General features: G+C 41.0%; 17 protein-coding genes. 11 read left to right on the top strand and 6 right to left on the bottom strand.

Annotated elements, in window-relative coordinates:
• Window positions 1-84 precede the first annotated feature (84 nt).
• Together ORQ98_RS02130 and ORQ98_RS02125 are read right to left on the bottom strand one after the other, a co-directional pair.
• Window positions 85-369 carry a hypothetical protein gene (locus ORQ98_RS02130; RefSeq protein ID WP_274687128.1) on the bottom strand — a complete coding sequence of 95 codons (285 nt, stop codon included), beginning with the start codon at window positions 367-369 and terminating at the stop codon, window positions 85-87.
• A gap of 55 nt (window positions 370-424) precedes the next feature.
• Window positions 425-1,147, bottom strand: a complete 723-nt coding sequence (locus ORQ98_RS02125; RefSeq protein ID WP_342455175.1) for a phosphoadenylyl-sulfate reductase — start codon at window positions 1,145-1,147, stop codon at window positions 425-427.
• A 299-nt stretch (window positions 1,148-1,446) separates the two neighbouring features.
• Here ORQ98_RS02125 and ORQ98_RS02120 point away from each other — a divergent pair, with 299 nt between their 5' ends.
• Window positions 1,447-2,190 (top strand): substrate-binding periplasmic protein, encoded by a 744-nt coding sequence (locus ORQ98_RS02120; RefSeq protein WP_274687127.1) that lies wholly within the window; start codon window positions 1,447-1,449, stop codon window positions 2,188-2,190.
• Between the two features lie 62 nt (window positions 2,191-2,252).
• On the opposite strand, the gene pabB is transcribed toward ORQ98_RS02120, so the two are convergent.
• Window positions 2,253-3,617, bottom strand: a complete 1,365-nt coding sequence (pabB, locus tag ORQ98_RS02115) for an aminodeoxychorismate synthase component I (protein ID WP_274687126.1) — start codon at window positions 3,615-3,617, stop codon at window positions 2,253-2,255.
• 421 nt (window positions 3,618-4,038) lie between these two features.
• Between pabB and ORQ98_RS02110 the strand changes: the two genes are divergently transcribed.
• The 4 genes from ORQ98_RS02110 to ORQ98_RS02095 all read left to right on the top strand — a co-directional run bounded on the left by ORQ98_RS02110 (window position 4,039) and on the right by ORQ98_RS02095 (window position 8,608).
• A complete protein-coding gene (locus tag ORQ98_RS02110) occupies window positions 4,039-4,482 on the top strand; it encodes a hypothetical protein (RefSeq protein WP_274687125.1) in 444 nt (147 codons plus the stop codon).
• A 169-nt stretch (window positions 4,483-4,651) separates the two neighbouring features.
• Window positions 4,652-5,299: a DUF2589 domain-containing protein gene (locus ORQ98_RS02105; RefSeq protein WP_274687124.1), complete on the top strand. Its 648-nt coding sequence runs from the start codon at window positions 4,652-4,654 to the stop codon at window positions 5,297-5,299.
• Between the two features lie 130 nt (window positions 5,300-5,429).
• Window positions 5,430-5,999 (top strand): DUF2589 domain-containing protein, encoded by a 570-nt coding sequence (locus ORQ98_RS02100; protein WP_274687123.1) that lies wholly within the window; start codon window positions 5,430-5,432, stop codon window positions 5,997-5,999.
• Window positions 6,000-6,673: 674 nt separating this feature from the next.
• The gene (locus ORQ98_RS02095; protein WP_274687122.1) at window positions 6,674-8,608 is read left to right on the top strand and encodes a carbohydrate binding domain-containing protein; all 1,935 of its coding nucleotides are present in this window, start codon (window positions 6,674-6,676) and stop codon (window positions 8,606-8,608) included.
• Between the two features lie 119 nt (window positions 8,609-8,727).
• Here ORQ98_RS02095 and ORQ98_RS02090 read toward each other — a convergent pair whose 3' ends face one another.
• A complete protein-coding gene (locus tag ORQ98_RS02090; RefSeq protein WP_274687121.1) occupies window positions 8,728-9,189 on the bottom strand; it encodes a 3TM-type holin in 462 nt (153 codons plus the stop codon).
• A 495-nt stretch (window positions 9,190-9,684) separates the two neighbouring features.
• On the opposite strand from ORQ98_RS02090, the gene ORQ98_RS02085 reads away from it, so the two are divergent.
• The 4 genes from ORQ98_RS02085 (at window position 9,685) to ORQ98_RS02070 (ending at window position 15,230) form a co-directional block, all read left to right on the top strand.
• The gene (locus ORQ98_RS02085; protein WP_274687120.1) at window positions 9,685-10,524 is read left to right on the top strand and encodes a hypothetical protein; all 840 of its coding nucleotides are present in this window, start codon (window positions 9,685-9,687) and stop codon (window positions 10,522-10,524) included.
• Window positions 10,525-10,673: 149 nt separating this feature from the next.
• A complete protein-coding gene (locus tag ORQ98_RS02080) occupies window positions 10,674-11,549 on the top strand; it encodes an extracellular medium-chain-length polyhydroxyalkanoate depolymerase (RefSeq protein ID WP_274687119.1) in 876 nt (291 codons plus the stop codon).
• A 320-nt stretch (window positions 11,550-11,869) separates the two neighbouring features.
• Window positions 11,870-13,084 carry an acetyl-CoA C-acetyltransferase gene (locus tag ORQ98_RS02075; protein ID WP_274687118.1) on the top strand — a complete coding sequence of 405 codons (1,215 nt, stop codon included), beginning with the start codon at window positions 11,870-11,872 and terminating at the stop codon, window positions 13,082-13,084.
• A 7-nt stretch (window positions 13,085-13,091) separates the two neighbouring features.
• The gene (locus tag ORQ98_RS02070; RefSeq protein ID WP_274687117.1) at window positions 13,092-15,230 is read left to right on the top strand and encodes a 3-hydroxyacyl-CoA dehydrogenase NAD-binding domain-containing protein; all 2,139 of its coding nucleotides are present in this window, start codon (window positions 13,092-13,094) and stop codon (window positions 15,228-15,230) included.
• Window positions 15,231-15,359: 129 nt separating this feature from the next.
• On the opposite strand, the gene ORQ98_RS02065 is transcribed toward ORQ98_RS02070, so the two are convergent.
• Window positions 15,360-16,424: an SGNH/GDSL hydrolase family protein gene (locus ORQ98_RS02065; RefSeq protein WP_274687116.1), complete on the bottom strand. Its 1,065-nt coding sequence runs from the start codon at window positions 16,422-16,424 to the stop codon at window positions 15,360-15,362.
• Between the two features lie 216 nt (window positions 16,425-16,640).
• Between ORQ98_RS02065 and ORQ98_RS02060 the strand changes: the two genes are divergently transcribed.
• Entirely contained in the window at window positions 16,641-17,801 is a 1,161-nt protein-coding gene (locus tag ORQ98_RS02060; RefSeq protein WP_274687115.1) for a CaiB/BaiF CoA transferase family protein, read from the top strand.
• An 8-nt stretch (window positions 17,802-17,809) separates the two neighbouring features.
• Here the strand turns inward: ORQ98_RS02060 and ORQ98_RS02055 are convergent, their stop codons facing one another.
• The gene (locus ORQ98_RS02055; protein WP_274687114.1) at window positions 17,810-18,031 is read right to left on the bottom strand and encodes an acetyltransferase; all 222 of its coding nucleotides are present in this window, start codon (window positions 18,029-18,031) and stop codon (window positions 17,810-17,812) included.
• A 179-nt stretch (window positions 18,032-18,210) separates the two neighbouring features.
• Between ORQ98_RS02055 and ORQ98_RS02050 the strand changes: the two genes are divergently transcribed.
• Window positions 18,211-18,426: a hypothetical protein gene (locus ORQ98_RS02050; RefSeq protein WP_274687113.1), complete on the top strand. Its 216-nt coding sequence runs from the start codon at window positions 18,211-18,213 to the stop codon at window positions 18,424-18,426.
• Window positions 18,427-18,709: the final 283 nt, after the last annotated feature.

Below are 18,709 nucleotides of genomic sequence, written 5' to 3'. Positions count from 1 at the left end.
AGCATATTAGTCAGCCTGTTTCACTGTAGCCACTCACCACAAAGCAGCTTACAGCGTTTCAACTTTATTCTTATAGGCTTCTTCTTACGAGAGGTGCTTAAGCACTTCCTGCACTAACTTGAAGTAAACGGTATACACTACCTGCTGGCCATCAGAGTGATCGACAATAAAGAAGGGCGCTTTATCCACCTGTAAACTTTGGGCTAACTGCATACCTTCACTATTTGGATCATTCTCATGCGCTTCAACAATACGCTCAATGTGCTTTATATGCCCCGACTTTTCCAGCCGATGCAACACATCGGCACACTTTTTACAGGGTGAGCCATCAGCCAATACTTTCTTTACCAACGTTATTTTTACAGTCATGATTTCTTCTTTAAGTCATTGATGGACACTTAAAAATAATTACTTTTAAGTGTCCTTATTTGGAGTTGCTTGCATGTAGCCCACACTCTTTCTGCGTTGCTTCTTCCCACCACCAGCGACCTGCCCGCTCATGTTGATTAGGTAACACTGGACGGGTACAAGGTTCACAACCAATACTGACAAAGCCTTTACGATGTAATTCATTAAAAGGCACATCATATTCATGGATGGTTTCCCATACTTGTGCAGAACGCCAGTTAGCGAGGGGGTTAAATTTATATAGCGGGTTTTCCTGACTACCAAAGCTTAGGTCTTGCTCAATCACTGGAATATGGGCACGAGTATTAGGGCTTTGATCTTTTCGCTGTCCGGTAATCCAGGCATCCAATTGACTCAACTTACGTCGTAGGGGAGCTACTTTACGAATACCACAACATTCCTGATGACCATCTTGATAAAAGCTAAAAAAACCTTTGGTTTTTACAAAAGGTTCTAGCTCAGCAGGATCAGGGGCTAACACCTCTATCTCAATGCCATAATGTTCCCGAACTTGATCAATAAAACGGTAGGTTTCAGGGTGCAGACGCCCGGTATCCAGGGTAAATACAGAAATATTATCAGTGACACGAGTAGCCAGCTCGATAAGTACTACGTCTTCGGCACCACTAAATGAGATAGCAATATTTTCAAAGGTATTAAAGGCCAGCTCGAGAATCGCTTCAGGATCCCGCTCACTGTATTCCAGCTGCAATTGGAGGGTGTTGAGCGGCTTAGTCACAATCGTTACCTATCCTCACACTGTCAGGTTGCCTGCATAATATTTGCGACAGCCTGTTTTCACTTATTATCACGGTTAGGACATGTAGTGTTAACAAGTCCAGGTATTAAAATTATCAGTTATAAAACTTACTTATAATAACAAGCTATAGCTATAAGGGATAAATAAAATCTTTATCTAATTATATGTAGAGAGGGTATAACAACTCACCTTATTAAGGATGAGCCAATACTCAGCGGTTATCTATACTAAGGTCTATGCTAAAACGTTACACCTTACTTTGCCTTGGTATGTCGGGTATGTTCATTTGCCCATTAATAGCCAAGGAAATCAAAATAGCTTATAACAGCGACTGGCCTCCCTATTCATATACCGATAAAACAGATGGAATAGTCAAAGGTATTTTAGTTGACTTACTGGATCACCTATTTATTGAGCAACTAGGTATTAAAACGATCAACTATGGTTATCCTTGGAAGCGGGTGCAATCTGAAGCCAAAGCAGGGTTGATGGATGCTTTTATTACGGTTCCCACCAAGCCACGGCTGGAATATGCACTACGTTCTCGTAATATTGTTTATACCCTTAAAATGCAGGGAATAACTCGGCAAAACAAGGTTTTTATTGACCAGATAAACCGAGTGAAAACCGTTTATGGATTAAATACATTTAAGGTTTGCGAAATTATTGGTAATGGCTGGGGGTATCGTTTTTGGCAACAGCATAATGTGAGTTTTCAAGCAGTACCCAAGGTCAGCAATTGTTTATTGTTGATTGCCAAAGGGCGTGCTGACTTGATGATTCAGCCTTTAGCTGTGGGTTCTGCTGAGCTGTCTCGATTAAAGCTGACAAAAAAGCTGATCATTTTGCCGAAAGTCTATGGTGAAATGAAATTCACTTTGCTACTGTCCAAACAGTCCAACCTTTATGACCGAGTATTAGTAGATGAGTTTGATCAGGTGATCGATAAGTTGAAACAGGAGCAAGCTTACCAGCCCTTATTAGACGCCATTATGGCCAAAATGACCGCTGCTACTTGGTAACTTGCCCCTATACTCTATAGGTGATAAAAGCGTATCAGCGGCTAAAATAAGGCAGCTGATACTTATTTTAGTTGATTGAGGGCATTCATTAAGTTGCTAACTTTTGCCCATGCTTCTTGATACTCATCCTCACACTTAGAATCAGCGACAATACCGCCGCCGCCCCAGCAATAAAGCCCTTGACCTTTAGCAACCAGGGTACGAATCGCAATATTAGTATCCATTTGTTGATTAAAACTGATGTAGCCAATAGCACCACAATAAACACTGCGAGAGACAGGCTCCAGTTGCTGAATAATTTCCATCGCTCGAATTTTAGGTGCACCAGTAATTGAGCCCCCAGGAAATGCCCCCGTTAATAAATCAAAATAGTTAGCACTGCTGTGTAACTGGCCTGTCACCGTCGTCACCAGATGATGGACATTAGCAAAACTTTCCAGCTCAAACAGGTGTGGTACTTTTACCTGGCTACAGTGCTTGCTCAAGTCATTTCGTAATAAATCCACAATCATTAAGTTTTCTGCCCGGTCTTTTTCACTATTTAACAGGGCTTCTGCTTGTAAACGGTCTATTTCAGGGTCAGTACTGCGTGCTCGAGTACCCTTAATAGGCTTAGTTTCGACGAAATATTGATCAGCTTTAATAAAGCGCTCTGGCGAATGACTTAATACAGTGATCTCTCCAAATCCAAGATAGGCCGAAAAAGGAGCAGGGCTGGTCTTACGCAAATGGCTATAGGCCGTTAGCAAATCTCCGCAAAACTGGCTGTCAAACCGTTGGGTAAAATTAACCTGATAACAATCACCCGCTTGGATATAGTGCTGTATTTGCTTAAAAGCTGCTTGATATTGGGCTTGGGAAAGCACTGGCTGAAACGGTTTAGTCAGCTTAAATGATTGAGGAGGTTGCGCGGGTGCCAATTTGGTTAGGCATTCTTGTAATTGTTGATATTCCTCACGGGAAAGAGACGGGTGAGCCACTAAAACCGCCTGCTGTTGCTGATGATCAACCACAACCGCCCATAAATAAAGCCCAGCCATTAAGCAAGGCCATTCATCATCCTGATGATTGAAGCGCTGGGGTTCGGTAACGGCTTTTAAATCGTAACCCCAATAGCCCAGCCAACCACCTACAAAAGGCCAATGACAGGCAATCGGTTCAAACTGCTCAAATAATTGTTGCTGTAAAACAAAGGGATTTTCTTGAAGTAGCTTGGATTCTCCTGAAAGCAGGTTTTGTAGGGTACAGCTCCCTTTCTGATAGTGTAAAAAATAGCGTGGGTTGGCGGTAATAATATCAAAGCGACCATCAACGTGCTTTCCATTAGTACTATCCAGCCAGGCAGGGAAGGGCATATGGCGCAATGCAAGAAAATAATCCAGGCTATTGGGCGAGTAACTAACTGCTGTGACGGTAGCTTGCTTCATAACATCTAATACTAGGGGGCTATCAACGTTTCCAAAAAGACCGCGGCATTGTAACGGGCTAGCCCGAGTATTTCATCAAACCACATGAAATTTCCATGTAGTCTAGTGAAATCAAGCACCATCAAGCTTTTACAGGTACCTGAGTTCGTTGTAAAAAAGCACAACAGTTGCTCTTTTACAGAATGATTACAGTGTTTGAAATATAACCCAGCATAGCAATAAGTCTACTGTTGTTTAGCGCTTGTAGTTACAACAGCCCACTCATATATGCTTTTTATCGCCCTTCTTTATAGATGTGTTCACTTATTTATTACCTCATATAATAAACATCACTTGTTGGGTACTGGCTTGCTAATTGCTTTGATAATTCCAATCACACTCCACTTATAAAACAGCCTCGATCAATATAAAGGAGAATGTAATGGAATCTAGCACTTTATTGATGAGTCAGCTCACTGGTGAGTGGGGGACAATCAAATGGCTATTAGTGACTCTTATTTTCTTATGGTTGGCTAGTGCGACTGTGCTAGCAATGTTGGTCATCAAAGCTAAGCGCTGGCTAGTTCATATTGACGCAGTCCAAAAGCGTAAACTGTTTAGAGAACAAGCTGACGAGTTTCTAGAACAAAATAAGCTGGATCAACTACAAAAAATCAGTGAGCAGCGAGTAGAAAACTACCCTAACGATACATGGTGTCATTGGTATTTGGCTTTAGCGTTTTATCACAAAGGGCGCTGGCATGATGCGAAACGTACCTTCCAAACCATTCTCCAGTTAAACCCCAGCTGGCGTGAAACCGTTAATCCTTATGTTGAAGATTTAATGACCAAAATATCCAATAGCCGGCCTGGACTGGTGAAATAAATACTTGCTGATTGGCTACTCCTTAACTATGTTTTTTGGCACAGTCCGTTATTAGCCTGGTTATCAGGCTATTATTGTTTTTCTAAAAACTGACTGTATTCATAAGGTGCAGTCATCTTACCCTGCACCAGACCCTACTCTATAAGAAAACACTCAAGGAAGAAAAACTATGGCAATCGACACTGGACTGATAGGCTCAGTCATTAATGCCTTACCCTTGGATCGCATGATCTCTGCTCCTTTAAATGCAATGATCAAAGCCCAAGTACAAGCAAGTAAAGCTTATGCAGACTTCTTGTTAACCGTCTGTATTAAAGATGGTAAAGCTATTGCGGTTGAGTTTGAATACGATGAGACCTTGGTAAACTCTGAAGGTAGATATCAAGGTACCTTAACCAAAACCATGCGGATACCTTTATTAGCAGCGATTAGCCATCCTAATATTACTGTTGATGAAGGTAAAATTGATTTCGAACTAGAAGTCAGCCAGTCTGAAGAAACCCACTCATCTACTGAAGCCGAAGCATCATTGGAAGCCAAAGTAGGTTGGGGACCTTTCAGCGTCACTATCAATGGTCGTGTTTCTCATAAGTCAGAACAAACTCGCAAAACAGACACTCGGGCTAAGTACAGTATTTCTACCACTGTTAAACGTCAAAATCCTCCAGAAGCGCTAATGCGGGTGATTGACTATCTTACTGATGCAGCCACCAAACCGGTTGTATTACCAAATGCTAAGCCAGAAAACACTGATGCATTACCTAAAGATGATGTATTGCCTGCACCTCAGGCAGATGAAAAGAAAACTGGCTCTTAATACTTAAGCAGTGATTATTTGCCCCTATCCTCTGAGTAAAGCGGGTAGGGGCGCTTATTTATGGGTGATAACCGTCACAAAAGCGTCTTATGTCTTACTTACTTGTGGCTGTCATTGAGGGGGAATAAAAATGGTATTCAAAAAAAATAAAGAACCCATTAATAGTGTTACTTTAACGAATATAACTCGCGGCATGCACCATGCAGCCATGACCACAACCAGTATGGTGGCGCAGCAGTATGTCAGATTATTTGAACAGTTTTTTGACCGAGAAGACCCTAAAGATCCTGACTCTCCCCTGAAAGCTAAAATGGTTGAAATAAAACTAGGGGATAACCACTCAATGTATGTGCCGTTAATTTCAATGGTAGCTCCCAAAGGCATTGTGATGGACCGAATGAAAGTCGCAATGTCAGTTAAAATGGAAGAAATTGAGCTGAAAAAAGCCACGTCTGCCGATAATGCGGAGCAAATGCGAAGAGGTGGATTCACCGTCTCTTTTCAGTCCAACAAACGAGGCAAAGGCGATGGGCGTTATGCTGATGAAATTGAAATTGATATGGAGTTTCAAGCGATCGAACCACCTGAAGGCATTATGCGGGTAATTGAAGAGTATACCAATCTAATTGGGCCTGTATCAGCTACCCCTGAGCCACCTAAGCAGGACGAGAAGCAAACAGAGCCCGCTACGGAAGACTAGTTAGCATAATAAAATAATTAGGATTAAATAAATATAAAATTGATTATGGATTATTTGCTTACAGACCCTCAATAACTACTGATTCCCCCTTTTAAAGGGCTGTTTATCAAAGACAGTTTAGGCACCAACACTACGTATTTAAAGCTGCTAGCAGGATTAGCAGCTTTATGCCATTCACTAATAATGCCTAGATTTTTTATCAATCTTTCCAATTTAAATAGTATTCAACCAAGAGAGAGTATTTTAATATTATTCCTCAATAATAGTGTATTTTTCATCTCAACTGGTACAAACCTTCAACAAATATTAATTTCACTGCGATCAATAATTTATTATAAATAATCACGTCTCTTCCTTACTTATTTAACTAGTGGCTCGTGAAAAAAACTTCATCTATAAGAAAAAACATTTTTTGAACGAATGAATGTGCAATATATCGCTTTATTTTATCGTCAGAGACATTAACTTTATTGCAGCACTTGTTTTTATCTGGGCTTTATCGCTGACTGAGTGAATAGACACACTTGTTTTATCAGTCATTTTTAAAATTATTAGTAAGTGAAGCATCTTCAATTTTTAGTAGAAGACTCGCCCAATAATATTTTTCACGAAGCCCACTATTTAACAAAACAACAAATGTTGAACTATACCTGAAGCAATCAAGAGCTGATTCTATGCGCAGTCATTTTTTTAAGATTTCCAGTTTAAGCTTGGCAATTGCCGCTTACAGCACCTCAGCACTTGCCAACTCAATGTTAGATGTATTAGTGGTTTATCCCCAAGGCAAAAGTGGTAGCCAAGATGTCAAAGCGCTGGCTGCCTCTTATGTTAACTGGGCTAACCAGGCTTATAAAAATAGCCTGGCCAAAGTGCAGTTAAGGCTGGTAGGGGTTGTGCCAATCAATACCTTTCATGGCAATACCAATGGTACCGCATTAGATCGAGTGACCAATGATAGAAGCATTGCCAGACTCAGACAACAATATGGGGCTGATTTTGTCAGCTATTTTGCGCCGCGCTCTGGTGGCACCTGTGGTGTTGCTTGGGTACCCCAAGGCCGTGTCCAAAGCAGCCAAGCGTACAGCGTGGTTGCCACCAATTGTGGAAACGTGGCATTTGCACATGAATTAGGCCACAACATGGCCCTGGGGCACTCGGCTGCCCAGAATAGTAAAGGGGGGATTTGGTCTTGGGCACGAGGCCATGGTGAGCGCGGTTTATTTGCAACCGTAATGGCTTATGGTTCTGCTTATGGTGCACGCAATGTGCAGTATTTTTCAAACCCGAATGTAAACCAGTGTAAAAACCGCCCCTGTGGAAAAGCTAATTACACTGATAGTGTTAGAAATATCAATGCAGTGGCTTCCCAATTAGAAGCCTTTATGCCTTCAAAGCAGCCAGATAACCCAAAACCTAACCCCAATCCTAATCCAAAACCGAATCCAGACCCAGGTGATGATGGTCCGGATTGGCCCGATAAGCCGAATCCCAACCCGAATCCGAACCCAGATCCCGGTGATGATGGCCCAGATTGGCCCGATAAGCCGAATCCAAACCCCAATCCAGACCCAGGTGATGATGATGGTCCAGACTGGCCAGACAAGCCAAATCCGAATCCAAACCCTGATCCGGGTGATGTCTGTAAAAAACCACACATGTCGAAGAACATGATTCAGTCCGGTGATTTTAATAGTTTAAGTGGTTGGAATAGCTTTTATAATAATGTGGTAACTATTAACACAGAGTCAAAAACAACCAAGTGTGGTCGAGATAATATTTTAAAAGTCACTAATCGAATGGCCTATTATGATGGGGTGGCGCAAGATATCACGAATAAAGTGATTAATATATCTGACCTCAAAAACACTGAGCTTGAAGTCAGCGCTAAAATGCAACTGGCGACTAAAGAGCAAAAGCGGGATAACGCGCGTATTGCCCTACAAATTACCGATGACTTAGGCGTTCATTATCAGTATGTAGCCCATAGCTCGATTACTAATAATGAAATGTCAACGGTAACAGGCCAATTTAAAATTGACCATTTTGGTAAAATTCGCAAAGTGCAGTTATTAATCTTTGGTCCAGAAAAGAATGCTGCTTTCTATGCAGATGAAGTGATCTTACGAAAAGCTGGCGAAAAACCAGATCTTGGTCCATTAATTGATCATAGCTTCGAAGGAGACAACCACGGCTGGATACCATTCTTTGGTATTGATAAAGTCGAACGCACCAATAAAATGGCGAAAGACGGCAAATATAGTCTAATGGCCATGGGGCGTGATCATTGGTACTCTGGCCCAGCATTAGATGTAAAAGGGCTGGTGGAAAGCGGTAAAAATTATCAGTTTAGCTTTGATGCCCGCTTAGCCGATAAAGTTAGCAAACCACAATATATTGATATGCAACTGTTTTATGTGGATGACGAGGGTTATCACTGGAAACGGATAAAAACAGAAACAGTGCCTGCCAATAAACAATGGATGTCAATTAGTGGTGAGTTTAACTACCAAGCCAAAGGCAACGTAAAGTTTGCTCAACTTTATATCTTTGGTCCAGAACCTGGCAATGATTTTTATCTGGATAATATCAAACTAGATAAAAAGAAATAGCTTAGCAGGTAAAACCTATCTACTATAAAGCCTAAAGAAAACCCCTGCAATTTCTCAACTGCAGGGGTTTTTCATTACTACGCTGATTAGTAAAGAGCTCACTATAAATCCAAAAGCGATTATTGTTTACCCGCAGCTGCTTGCGAAAACTTGTTACTGACCCTACCTTTTTCAAAGCTCCTGCCTACACTCCAAGTACTTACGACACCTCCCCACGCCACCCAAAACTCTGTTGGTAATGTTATTGTTTGCATTTGTATGCCCAGTAGCTGAGTTGCTAATGGAACAATCAAATAATTACACCCAATCATCAACAATCCAAAATAAACAACTGTAGGCCGAGCCCGTTTGGTATAGGTATCTCCCTGGTTTAGCTCGGCGACTAATATTTTTTCTCTGGAAGACAACTCTTGTCGAATCGTTTTTTCAGTTTCAGAAAACTTATCCTGGATTATTTTTTCCATTGCTAATTGAAACTGGTGTTTTTCCTCCTTACTTAAGTGAAACTGATCAACGGTGTTGGTAATAGAAGAGAGAATGCTCGTGATATTATTTGTAAAAAACTGGCTAAACCAACTCATGTGTTACCTGCCATGTATTATTTAATTCATTATTTATAAAGGTACTTTATATTTAATGTAACCCAATTATACGAGACTAATAAATACTATGAAGCAAAATTAATACACAGCTAGTGAAACTTCGGTGTTTTATTGTTAAAGACCAAGCTTACTAATTTCGAGTTGCTACTTTACACAGTAATGAATAATCTAAATTAAATATCAATTAACAAACCAGCTGCTAAAAATTATATCAATGCAAGCTATTTTAGAGTTTTAATGTAGACCAGGAAGTACAGGCGTAATTTCTGATTATGCAGAAGCCAAGTACATTAGTTGTTGTGAGTTGAAGGTTTGTCTTTTAGCATTTGTCATGGTTAGCATGATAAAATGTCATAAAAATACAACATCAAATTTGATCATTTTTCACCCTTTGCTTTGGCTATAACATTAGTTGACCAGAGTCTATTCTTCACCTAGTTCACTATCCATTATTTTATCGTAGGTTACTAGTTTATGAATAAGATGCCTGTTCAGCTCATTTTATTATCACTGCTTGCCAGCTTACACTTGGGACAAACCAGTATGGCTCGCGACTTGGTAAGTAGTGTCAGCCGTAGTCCTATCGAATATATCTATCCTAGCCATAAGCTTTATATACATGGCACCTGTAAAGTAAATTTAAACCCTGATAAAGCTTTGATTGTCGGCGGTATAAGTACTCATAGCTTTAATATTGTTGATGCAAGCAAGCAACTAGACACGATTATTAATGATGTGCAGGTTATGGTAGAAAAACAAAAAGGTAAATATCTTCCTCTTGAACGCTTACGCTCAGTTGAGCAACGGAAGTGTAAGCAACCAAACTGTAATGAAAAGGATAAACTGTTCCATGTCATGCAGCGTATGGAACTAGAGTTTCCAATTAAGACTAATGTCGACAATATATTAGAGCAACTTATCGAGGTTGGTATGAACCAGTTTGGCCGTCACTACAGTCTTTACTCTGGCTCAAAGCAACGACAAATTTTGGTACGTTACCGTTTCTCGGATAACCAAATACAGCCAACAATAATTAAAAACAATTGTGTAAAACAAAGTATTGACCAATGGTGTGCTGATACCGGATTACCTCAAGGCCATCGTTGGTGTGAAGCGAAGGAAAGAGCAAGTTATTTCCAAATCCAGAATATAAGCCTTAAATCTCAGCCAGTTATCCAAGAAAGTGGAAGCAGTCGAGCAATACAGTTGTATTTCTCAAATGGAGCCCTTGTTGTACCCGATATAGAGCTGATGGGGAATGTAAACCTGCTATTTAAAGGCAGTGTCAAACTAAAAGCATGGCCAAACAGGTAAGTAAAAAAATGTAACGACTATTTATTCGTACCCATTGTAACTAATCGATATTTTGAGGTTTTTGGCTAACATTTTCTTTGGGATAAAGAAAATAATAGCGTTTTAGGAAGTATCCGATTAAAAAAATTAATAAAAGGAAAAGGATAACCATGCACCTCAAACAAAAAGTGACTTTTTTAGCTGCGTTATGCTTAGTGTTCTTATTGCTAGAGAACAGAGTGTTGGCTAACTCAATGGCTTATACTGAAAATAATAATCTTACCCGCCGCTGCGATTTTGACTATTCCGTTTTAAACGAGGTCAGGGCAGTGAGTTGTAGTTACCACTCGCTGTATATTGAAGCTAATGCAGGTATTAAGCGAGAAGTAAAATATCAACTGCCAATAGGGGAGCCACCTGCCCAAGGCTGGCCAGTGGTGATCATTTACCAGGGGAGCTTTTTTCCAGTGGAATTTCGCCGTTTAAAAGACGATCCATTTGGTGGCTTTAATGAGGCTGTGTTAATCAAGCAGCTATTAGAAGCGGGCTATGCAGTGCTTGCTCCCAGAGCCGCTATCAACTTAGCCTGGCAAACGAATCTATTAGCCAATGCGACCCCTTATTACTTATCGACTGACTATCAATTTATCAATCGGTTATTAACCAGCATTAAACAAGGTTTGTTTGGGCCATTAGATGATCAACGCCAATTTGCTACCGGAATTTCCAGTGGGGGATACAACACTAGTCGGATGGCAGTGTCATTTCCGGGTGAATTTCGTGCCTTAGCCATTCAATCAGCTTCGTACGCCACCTGCCTTGGCCCTGTTTGTCATGTTCCCCTGAATTTACCGATTGATCATCCACCGACTTTATTTCTTCATGGACAGTTGGATATAACAGTACCGCTATGGACCATGAAACGTTATTACCGCCGTTTAACTCATCAAGGAATTGAGACGGAGCAATGGATTAAACTAACAAAAGGGCATAGCTGGTTTGAGGAGTCGCCATCTAAAATTGTTGAGTGGTTTAATCGATATTAACTTGTCGGGCGGGTGGTGCAAAAGACTGTTCTACTCGCCCTGGTGCTATAATCAGCGTGTCAAATCCATATTTAGTCAGTAATTTTTTATAGCTACTGTCTTGAACTTGATATGTTTTCTACAGCTTTTAAATACAACCCCCGCGAATAACAACCTCGCCCGATAAGTCAAAGTTTAGTCTTTTACTTCAGTATTATATCCTTTTACTCTTACATTTGTGATTAGTATACACCAGTTACCGTTCATTATTATGTGTTAAAAATAAACAATAATGCCCACAGAATAAAGGGTAATAATTACACAACCGCTAGAAGGATCTTATGACACAACAGGCTTATATTTTCGATGCCATTCGCACGCCTCGGGGCAAAGGTAAGCCCAGTGGTGCTTTATATTCTGTTAAGCCCGTACGATTAGTTAGCAATCTACTGTCAGCACTACAACAGCGGCATCATTTAGATACCGCTCAGGTTGATGATGTGGTTTTAGGTTGTGTCACTCCCATTGGTGACCAAGGAGGCAATATTGCAAAAACAGCAACCAGCCTGGCTGACTGGGATATTTCCGTTGCAGGTGTACAAATTAACCGGTTTTGTGCCTCTGGGTTGGAAGCAGTCAATATGGCAGCGATGAAAGTGGCTTCTGGTTGGGAGCAATTAGTGGTTTGTGGTGGTGTAGAGTCTATGTCTCGGGTACCCATGGGGTCTGATGGTGGCGCTTGGGCACTGGATCCAGAAACCAATATTCATACGGCATTTGTTCCCCAGGGGATCAGTGCTGACCTGATTGCCTCATTGGAAGGATTTAGTCGTACCCAGCTTGACGAATATGCTGTCAGCTCCCAACAAAAAGCAATCTACGCGTGGGAGCAAGGTTATTTTCATCAATCGGTTATTCCTGTCACTGATCAAAATGGTTTACTGCTGCTGGAAAAAGATGAACATATTAAACCAGATACAACACTTGATGTATTAGCAGGACTAAAGCCTGCGTTTGCCCAACTTGGCGAGCTGGGCTTTGATGAAGTGGCTTTGAATGTTTATTCCCAACTTGAAAGAATTCATCATCTACACACCGCTGGTAGTGCTTCGGGTATTGTGGATGGTGCAGCTGTCGTATTGATAGGAAGCGAAGCCATTGCAAATCAAATTGGTTTACCCCCAAGAGGTCGTATTGTTTCAACCGCTGTTACCAGCACCGACCCTACCTTAATGTTAACTGGACCTGCCCCTGCCACTCAAAAAGCCCTTGCCAAAGCGGGTTTATCGATTGCTGACATTGATTTATTTGAAGTGAATGAAGCCTTTGCTGCGGTGGTTTTAAAGTTTGCCCAGGATCTAGCGATACCCTTGGAAAAAATTAATGTTAATGGTGGAGCCATTGCTATGGGGCACCCATTAGGTGCGACAGGGGCGATGCTATTAGGTACCTTGCTTGATGAGTTAGAACGCCGACAGTTGCGTTATGGTGTTATCACATTGTGTGTGGGTGGTGGAATGGGAATAGCAACAGTAATAGAAAGAGTACAGGGGTAGTTACTATATGAATCATGTTATTCACTACCAACAGGATGCAGATAAGATAGTTACCCTTACTCTTGATATACCTGGTCAAGCCACTAATACAATGAATGCTGCCTATCGAGAGGCAATGAAAAATACAATTATTCGATTGGAAAATAATCTTGATAATATTGCAGGTATCATTATTACCTCAGCCAAAGAGACCTTTTGCGCAGGAGGAGATCTTAACGAACTGAGTGAGCAGGTAGCGGCCAGTACTTTTTATCAGATGGTTAATGATATCAAACAGCCGCTGCGACAGCTGGAAACCCTAGGAAAACCTGTGGTAGCAGCTATTAATGGTGCTGCCCTGGGAGGGGGATTTGAGCTGGCACTAAGCGCCCATTATCGAATATGCCTTAACCAACCCAGTATCCAACTAGGGTTGCCAGAGGTCACGTTGGGGTTATTACCCGCCGCAGGTGGTATTACCAGAATGGTAAGACTTTTAGGTATTGAAGCTGCTCTGCCTTATATCCAACAAGGAAAAAAATTTAATCCGCAGCAAGGTCAACAAATAGGGGTCATTCATGAACTAGCCGACTCACCAGTAGCACTCGTCAATCAAGCTAAGTCCTGGATAAAAGCTAACCCTGAAGCAACTCAACCTTGGGATAAACCAGGCTATAAAATACCAGGGGGTATTCCCAGCTCACCGCAGTTGGCCCAAAAGCTCATGATTGCACCCGCAATGTTAATAGCAAAAACCAAAGGCTGCTTGCCCGCACCAGAAAAAATTCTCTGTGCCGCGGTAGAAGGTGCTCAAGTAGATTTTGATACTGCTTACGATATTGAAAGTCGCCATTTTGTCTCTTTAGCTACAGGGTCAGTGGCTAAAAACATGATCACAGCTTTATGGCATCAGTTGAATCACATCAATAGTGGTCAGTCTCGCCCTCAGTCAATTGCAACCACGAAGACTGAAAAGGTCGGTATTATTGGTGCAGGTATGATGGGGGCTGGTATTGCTTATGTGACCGCCAAAGCAGGTATTCCTGTCGTATTAAAAGATATCTCCATTGATAAAGCAGAACAGGGTAAAGACTACAGTCGTCGACTATTGAAAAAGCAGGTACAACAAGGGCGATTAAGCGCTGAGGTTGCAGCAAACATTCTTGAAAAAATTCAGTGTACAACTGTTAACACGGATTTTCACGGTTGTGACTTAGTCATTGAAGCAGTATTTGAAGATCGACAGTTAAAAGCTCAGGTCACTCAAGCAGCCGCTCAGCAATTAGCAACAACAGCCGTGATTGCTTCTAATACATCAACACTACCAATCACTGGACTTGCTCAAGTAATCAAACAACAACAGCAATTTATCGGGTTACACTTTTTCTCGCCAGTTGACAAAATGCCATTAGTCGAAATTATTCGAGGCAAGCAAACCAGTGAAACGACTTTAGCCAAAGCATTTGATTTTGTTAAGCAACTTCGCAAAACCCCCATTGTTGTTAATGATAGCCGTGGTTTTTTTACCTCCCGGGTATTTGGTCGCTATTGTTTAGAAGGACTTGCATTACTCCAAGAAGGGGTTGCGCCTGCGTTGCTTGAAAGAGAAGCGGTTAAAGCAGGCATGCCCGTAGGACCATTAGCAGTAATTGATGAGGTTAGTTTACGTTTAATAGCCCGTATTCGTGATCAGGAAAAAGCTGACTGTGAACAAGCAGGCATCCCGTTTACCCCTGCAACAGGCTATGACGTGCTCGATAAACTACTCATTGAGTATGATCGAAAAGGTCGAGCAGCGGGGAAGGGCTTTTATGATTATCCACAACAGGGGAAGAAACAGTTATGGCCAAACTTAGTCCAACTATTTCCAAACACAACCACTGTTGCTAAGGCAGATATTGCAGAAAGACTATTGTTTATCCAGTCAATCGAGTCACTTCGTTGTCTAGAAGAAAGTGTGCTTGAAAGTGTGGCCGATGCCAATATTGGTTCTTTATTTGGTCTTGGCTTCCCTGTTTGGACTGGTGGAGTACTGCAGTATATAAATTATTATGGGCTTCAGGCATTGATTAATAGAGCAACAGAATTGGCAGAAAAATACGGGGAGCGATTCCAACCACCAGCACTATTATTAGATACCTATAAAACTGGAAATTTCTTTTTTTAATGAAAGGGTTGAAGCAGTTTAGGGCACCTCTACTAATTGTTTATGGCCTCTGCGCAAGCCAACACAGTGCAAGATCCCGTCATGAAGAACCATTAAAGGTTCTTCAGTCTTTACAGCACATAAGATAAGCTATTTTGCGATACCTGCTGGAATGATTCCATGTTGTTCCAATAACTGTTCTGCGTGATAAGCAAGCAGACGATGTACAGCTGCTGTTGGATGTAAACCATCCCAAAAAATATACTGGTTAGGTTTGTCTACCACTTCGTTTGATACCCAATTCCAAGCTGAGTCATTCACATTACTCAAACGAGTAGCCGTTGGGTGGTGATAATACTCGCCTTTAGTTTGAATTTGTTTAACCACCTTAGCGAGGAAGGCATCGGCATCCATTAAATAAATATTAGTGGATGACTGCGGTTGTATTAGTTGGCCTAGCTCATTTGCTAACGTTTGGTTAAATTCATCAACAAAATCTTTGGCCTGATCATGGAACGGGCTTAACCAAGCACCAAGATATAATGGAGGGATATTCATCACTAAAATATGCTGAGCACCATGCTGTTGCAACTGTTTTATATGCTCAACCAGCTTGAGTGCTGTTGAGGTACCCGTATCACCTTGGTTAGCAAACAAAGTAAACCACAAGTTGTTGGTACCGCCTTGAATAAGAACCAAATCGGTTGGTGTAAACTGTTTATGCTGCGCCAAGTAGTCACTTATCTGTTGACCAACATTGGGCAGGACTTTTGTGCCTGATATAACCGTTGAACCATCTGCAACTGTTTCATCTGCTAAATAGCCATCCCCCGTCATAGCTCCCCCCACTGACCAATTACTGCCAGTTAAAGGGTTAACCTGTAATTGAAAAGATTGATTTTCTCCAGCCTTCTCGATCACCATTGTTGAATTAATAGCTTTCAATGCAGGAACAGAGGGTTGCCGCCAAAAGCTTATATGTAACTGATCAACCCAGGTAAATCCATTACTAAAACGCCCACTCACATTGGGTGGCAGAGCCCGAACACTAATTAAATTGTTTGATGACTGGTTCATATATAAACTAATCAGGTGCTTATTATTCGCATCTGATAAACTATCACCAAAACTGATTATTTGGTGAATATTTACTTGTTTTCCAGCAAAAGCAACTAGCGGAAATATTCCTAAAAAAAATACAATGGCTCTTATCATTATTTTTCACTACCTTGATAAATGTTTACGTTAACACTCGAAACTCTAAGACAATAACCGTCTATTTACAAGAACCAATCTTTTTAGGAAACTAAAGATATTCAGTACGTATGAATAATAACAAGTGATGGTCTTAAATGGCTTAAACTACTGACATGGAAAGCTATTATTGGATAACTTGAGTTGTTATCCAATAATCCGGAAGGAATAACTGACATGCCCGAAACCGCTCCTATTTTACCACTACAATCATTGAAAATATTGGATTTTTCGACTTTATTACCCGGCCCCTATGGATCCATGTTACTTGCTGATTTAGGGGCAGAAGTACTGCATATCGAATCGCCAGACCGGCCAGATTTAGCACGAATAATGCCTCCTTTTACTGGAGAGGTATCTGCTTTACATGCCTATATTAATCGCAATAAAAAATCAGTTACCTTAGATTTAAAACTACCTGATGCCATTAAAACAATTAAGCAATTAATTATGGATTACGATATTTTAATTGAACAGTTTCGACCAGGTGTCATGGCCCGGTTAGGGCTTGATTATGAGCAATTAACAATGGTTAACCCACAACTGATTTATTGCTCTATTACAGGTTATGGTCAATCCAGTCCTTATCAGCAAAGGGCAGGGCATGACATTAACTATTTAGCACTGGCCGGCATTGCCGACGCTTCTCGCCGTAAAGATCAACCACCAACACCAGCTAGTGTGCAAATTGCAGATGTTGCAGGAGGCTCATTACATAGCATAATTGGTATTTTGGCCGCAGTAGTGGCGCGACAAACCACAGGGTTGGGCCAACACATTGATATCAGTATGGCCGACTGTGCTTTTGCCTTGAATGCTTTAGCCGGCTCAGGCTTTTTAGGCGCAGGTATTGAACCTAAACCTGAGCAACAAGTGCTTAATGGTGGAAGTTTTTATGACTATTACCAAACCCGTGATGGACGATTTTTAGCATTAGGTTGTTTAGAACCTAAATTCTTACAATCCTTTTGCCAGCTTATTGACAAGCCAGAATTAATGAGTCTTGCCAGTAACCCTCAACCTGCCGCCCAACAGCAAGTGAAAGCAATGTTGACTGGATTATTTCTAACGGAGGATTTAGCTTATTGGCAGCAGCGATTTGCGGCAGCCGATATCTGTATTGATCCGGTGTTAACCTACGCTGAAGCTTGTGAGCATCCACATTTTGTATCTCGACAAATGATTGTCGACGTTGGTGCTGATCAAGGTAAACAACGTCAAATAGCTTGTCCTATTAAGTTTTCTAATGCTAAAGCCCATTATCAACATATTGGCCGTACACTGGGGGCAGATAACCAGTGGCTAACTGATCGACTCAACTCACCCACCCATGAGTAACTTTTCTTCTATCGTTTTAACTCGGCTTCTCTATAATGAGGATCAATCCAACAACGGGGGAGGGGTTCACCTGATTGAAAAATTAAATTTTGCTTACTGAATTTTTCTGGGTCTTGAATTTCTTCGCCATAGTGATATCGGCCAACCACTTCTTGTTGATATAAATCAAATAGCTCAGTTAAGCTCAAAATTTCAACCAGGTGACCATTATTTTTTTCTTTTAAGAACATGTTAAAAAACCTCATTTGATACTATTGGTTTTCTATTTCCTTTTATCATAGTCTATTCGCGAGTTTTGTTAGTGATTTAATTTATATTGCGCTTTTACGTCAAAAAACTGTAAGAGAAATCCTTAACGGAAAGGTATTATAATAAACGTGTGTGACAGCAGTTAATGAGGATTACTTATATGGTAAAAGCAACCGTTTATTTAATGCTTGACCAAAAGGATGTGTGTATCCCTTATAGCTTTACTCAATTACCTACAATAGGTGATGTTATTCCTGCCAGACAAGCTAACAATGGTAGTAGTAATGTTGCTTCCATCACTGATTCTATCCACGAAAAATGGCTAGTTAAAAATGTCGACCCAGAAACAGGCTACGTTATTTGTGAGCCCTGTTAAGTAGCCACCTTTTACAACTCAACTCATGCGCCTTGCTATTAAAAAGGGATCTTATTGCCAGGCGCTCACCTATTACTTTAGTTTATTTACTCATTTAATTTATTCGCACCTATTTTGTTAGCCGATAAATATTAGCTGCTACAGTTAATTTAAGGGTACCTCTACTAATTAGAGGTATTACAAAGGTTGCTCACCATCAAACCAAACAACACCCATTTACAAGCCAGCTTTCACGACAACCAATACAAAAGAGCATAATGAATTAACGTTATCATAAGGAGAT

This window comes from Spartinivicinus poritis, assembly GCF_028858535.1.
Lineage (GTDB): Bacteria > Pseudomonadota > Gammaproteobacteria > Pseudomonadales > Zooshikellaceae > Spartinivicinus > Spartinivicinus poritis.
Note: the sequence above shows the minus strand (reverse complement) of the source record. Positions and strands in the feature narration are given on the sequence as shown.

Bases quoted from the DNA above. Each gene is read 5' to 3' on its own strand.
- ORQ98_RS02130 (WP_274687128.1), bottom strand. From the start codon at position 369: ATGACTGTAAAAATAACGTTGGTAAAGAAAGTATTGGCTGATGGCTCA.
- ORQ98_RS02120 (WP_274687127.1), top strand. From the start codon at position 1,447: ATGTTCATTTGCCCATTAATAGCCAAGGAAATCAAAATAGCTTATAAC.
- pabB (WP_274687126.1), bottom strand. From the start codon at position 3,617: ATGAAGCAAGCTACCGTCACAGCAGTTAGTTACTCGCCCAATAGCCTG.
- ORQ98_RS02110 (WP_274687125.1), top strand. From the start codon at position 4,039: ATGGAATCTAGCACTTTATTGATGAGTCAGCTCACTGGTGAGTGGGGG.
- ORQ98_RS02105 (WP_274687124.1), top strand. From the start codon at position 4,652: ATGGCAATCGACACTGGACTGATAGGCTCAGTCATTAATGCCTTACCC.
- ORQ98_RS02100 (WP_274687123.1), top strand. From the start codon at position 5,430: ATGGTATTCAAAAAAAATAAAGAACCCATTAATAGTGTTACTTTAACG.
- ORQ98_RS02095 (WP_274687122.1), top strand. From the start codon at position 6,674: ATGCGCAGTCATTTTTTTAAGATTTCCAGTTTAAGCTTGGCAATTGCC.
- ORQ98_RS02090 (WP_274687121.1), bottom strand. From the start codon at position 9,189: ATGAGTTGGTTTAGCCAGTTTTTTACAAATAATATCACGAGCATTCTC.
- ORQ98_RS02085 (WP_274687120.1), top strand. From the start codon at position 9,685: ATGAATAAGATGCCTGTTCAGCTCATTTTATTATCACTGCTTGCCAGC.
- ORQ98_RS02080 (WP_274687119.1), top strand. From the start codon at position 10,674: ATGCACCTCAAACAAAAAGTGACTTTTTTAGCTGCGTTATGCTTAGTG.
- ORQ98_RS02075 (WP_274687118.1), top strand. From the start codon at position 11,870: ATGACACAACAGGCTTATATTTTCGATGCCATTCGCACGCCTCGGGGC.
- ORQ98_RS02070 (WP_274687117.1), top strand. From the start codon at position 13,092: ATGAATCATGTTATTCACTACCAACAGGATGCAGATAAGATAGTTACC.
- ORQ98_RS02065 (WP_274687116.1), bottom strand. From the start codon at position 16,424: ATGATAAGAGCCATTGTATTTTTTTTAGGAATATTTCCGCTAGTTGCT.
- ORQ98_RS02060 (WP_274687115.1), top strand. From the start codon at position 16,641: ATGCCCGAAACCGCTCCTATTTTACCACTACAATCATTGAAAATATTG.
- ORQ98_RS02055 (WP_274687114.1), bottom strand. From the start codon at position 18,031: ATGTTCTTAAAAGAAAAAAATAATGGTCACCTGGTTGAAATTTTGAGC.
- ORQ98_RS02050 (WP_274687113.1), top strand. From the start codon at position 18,211: ATGGTAAAAGCAACCGTTTATTTAATGCTTGACCAAAAGGATGTGTGT.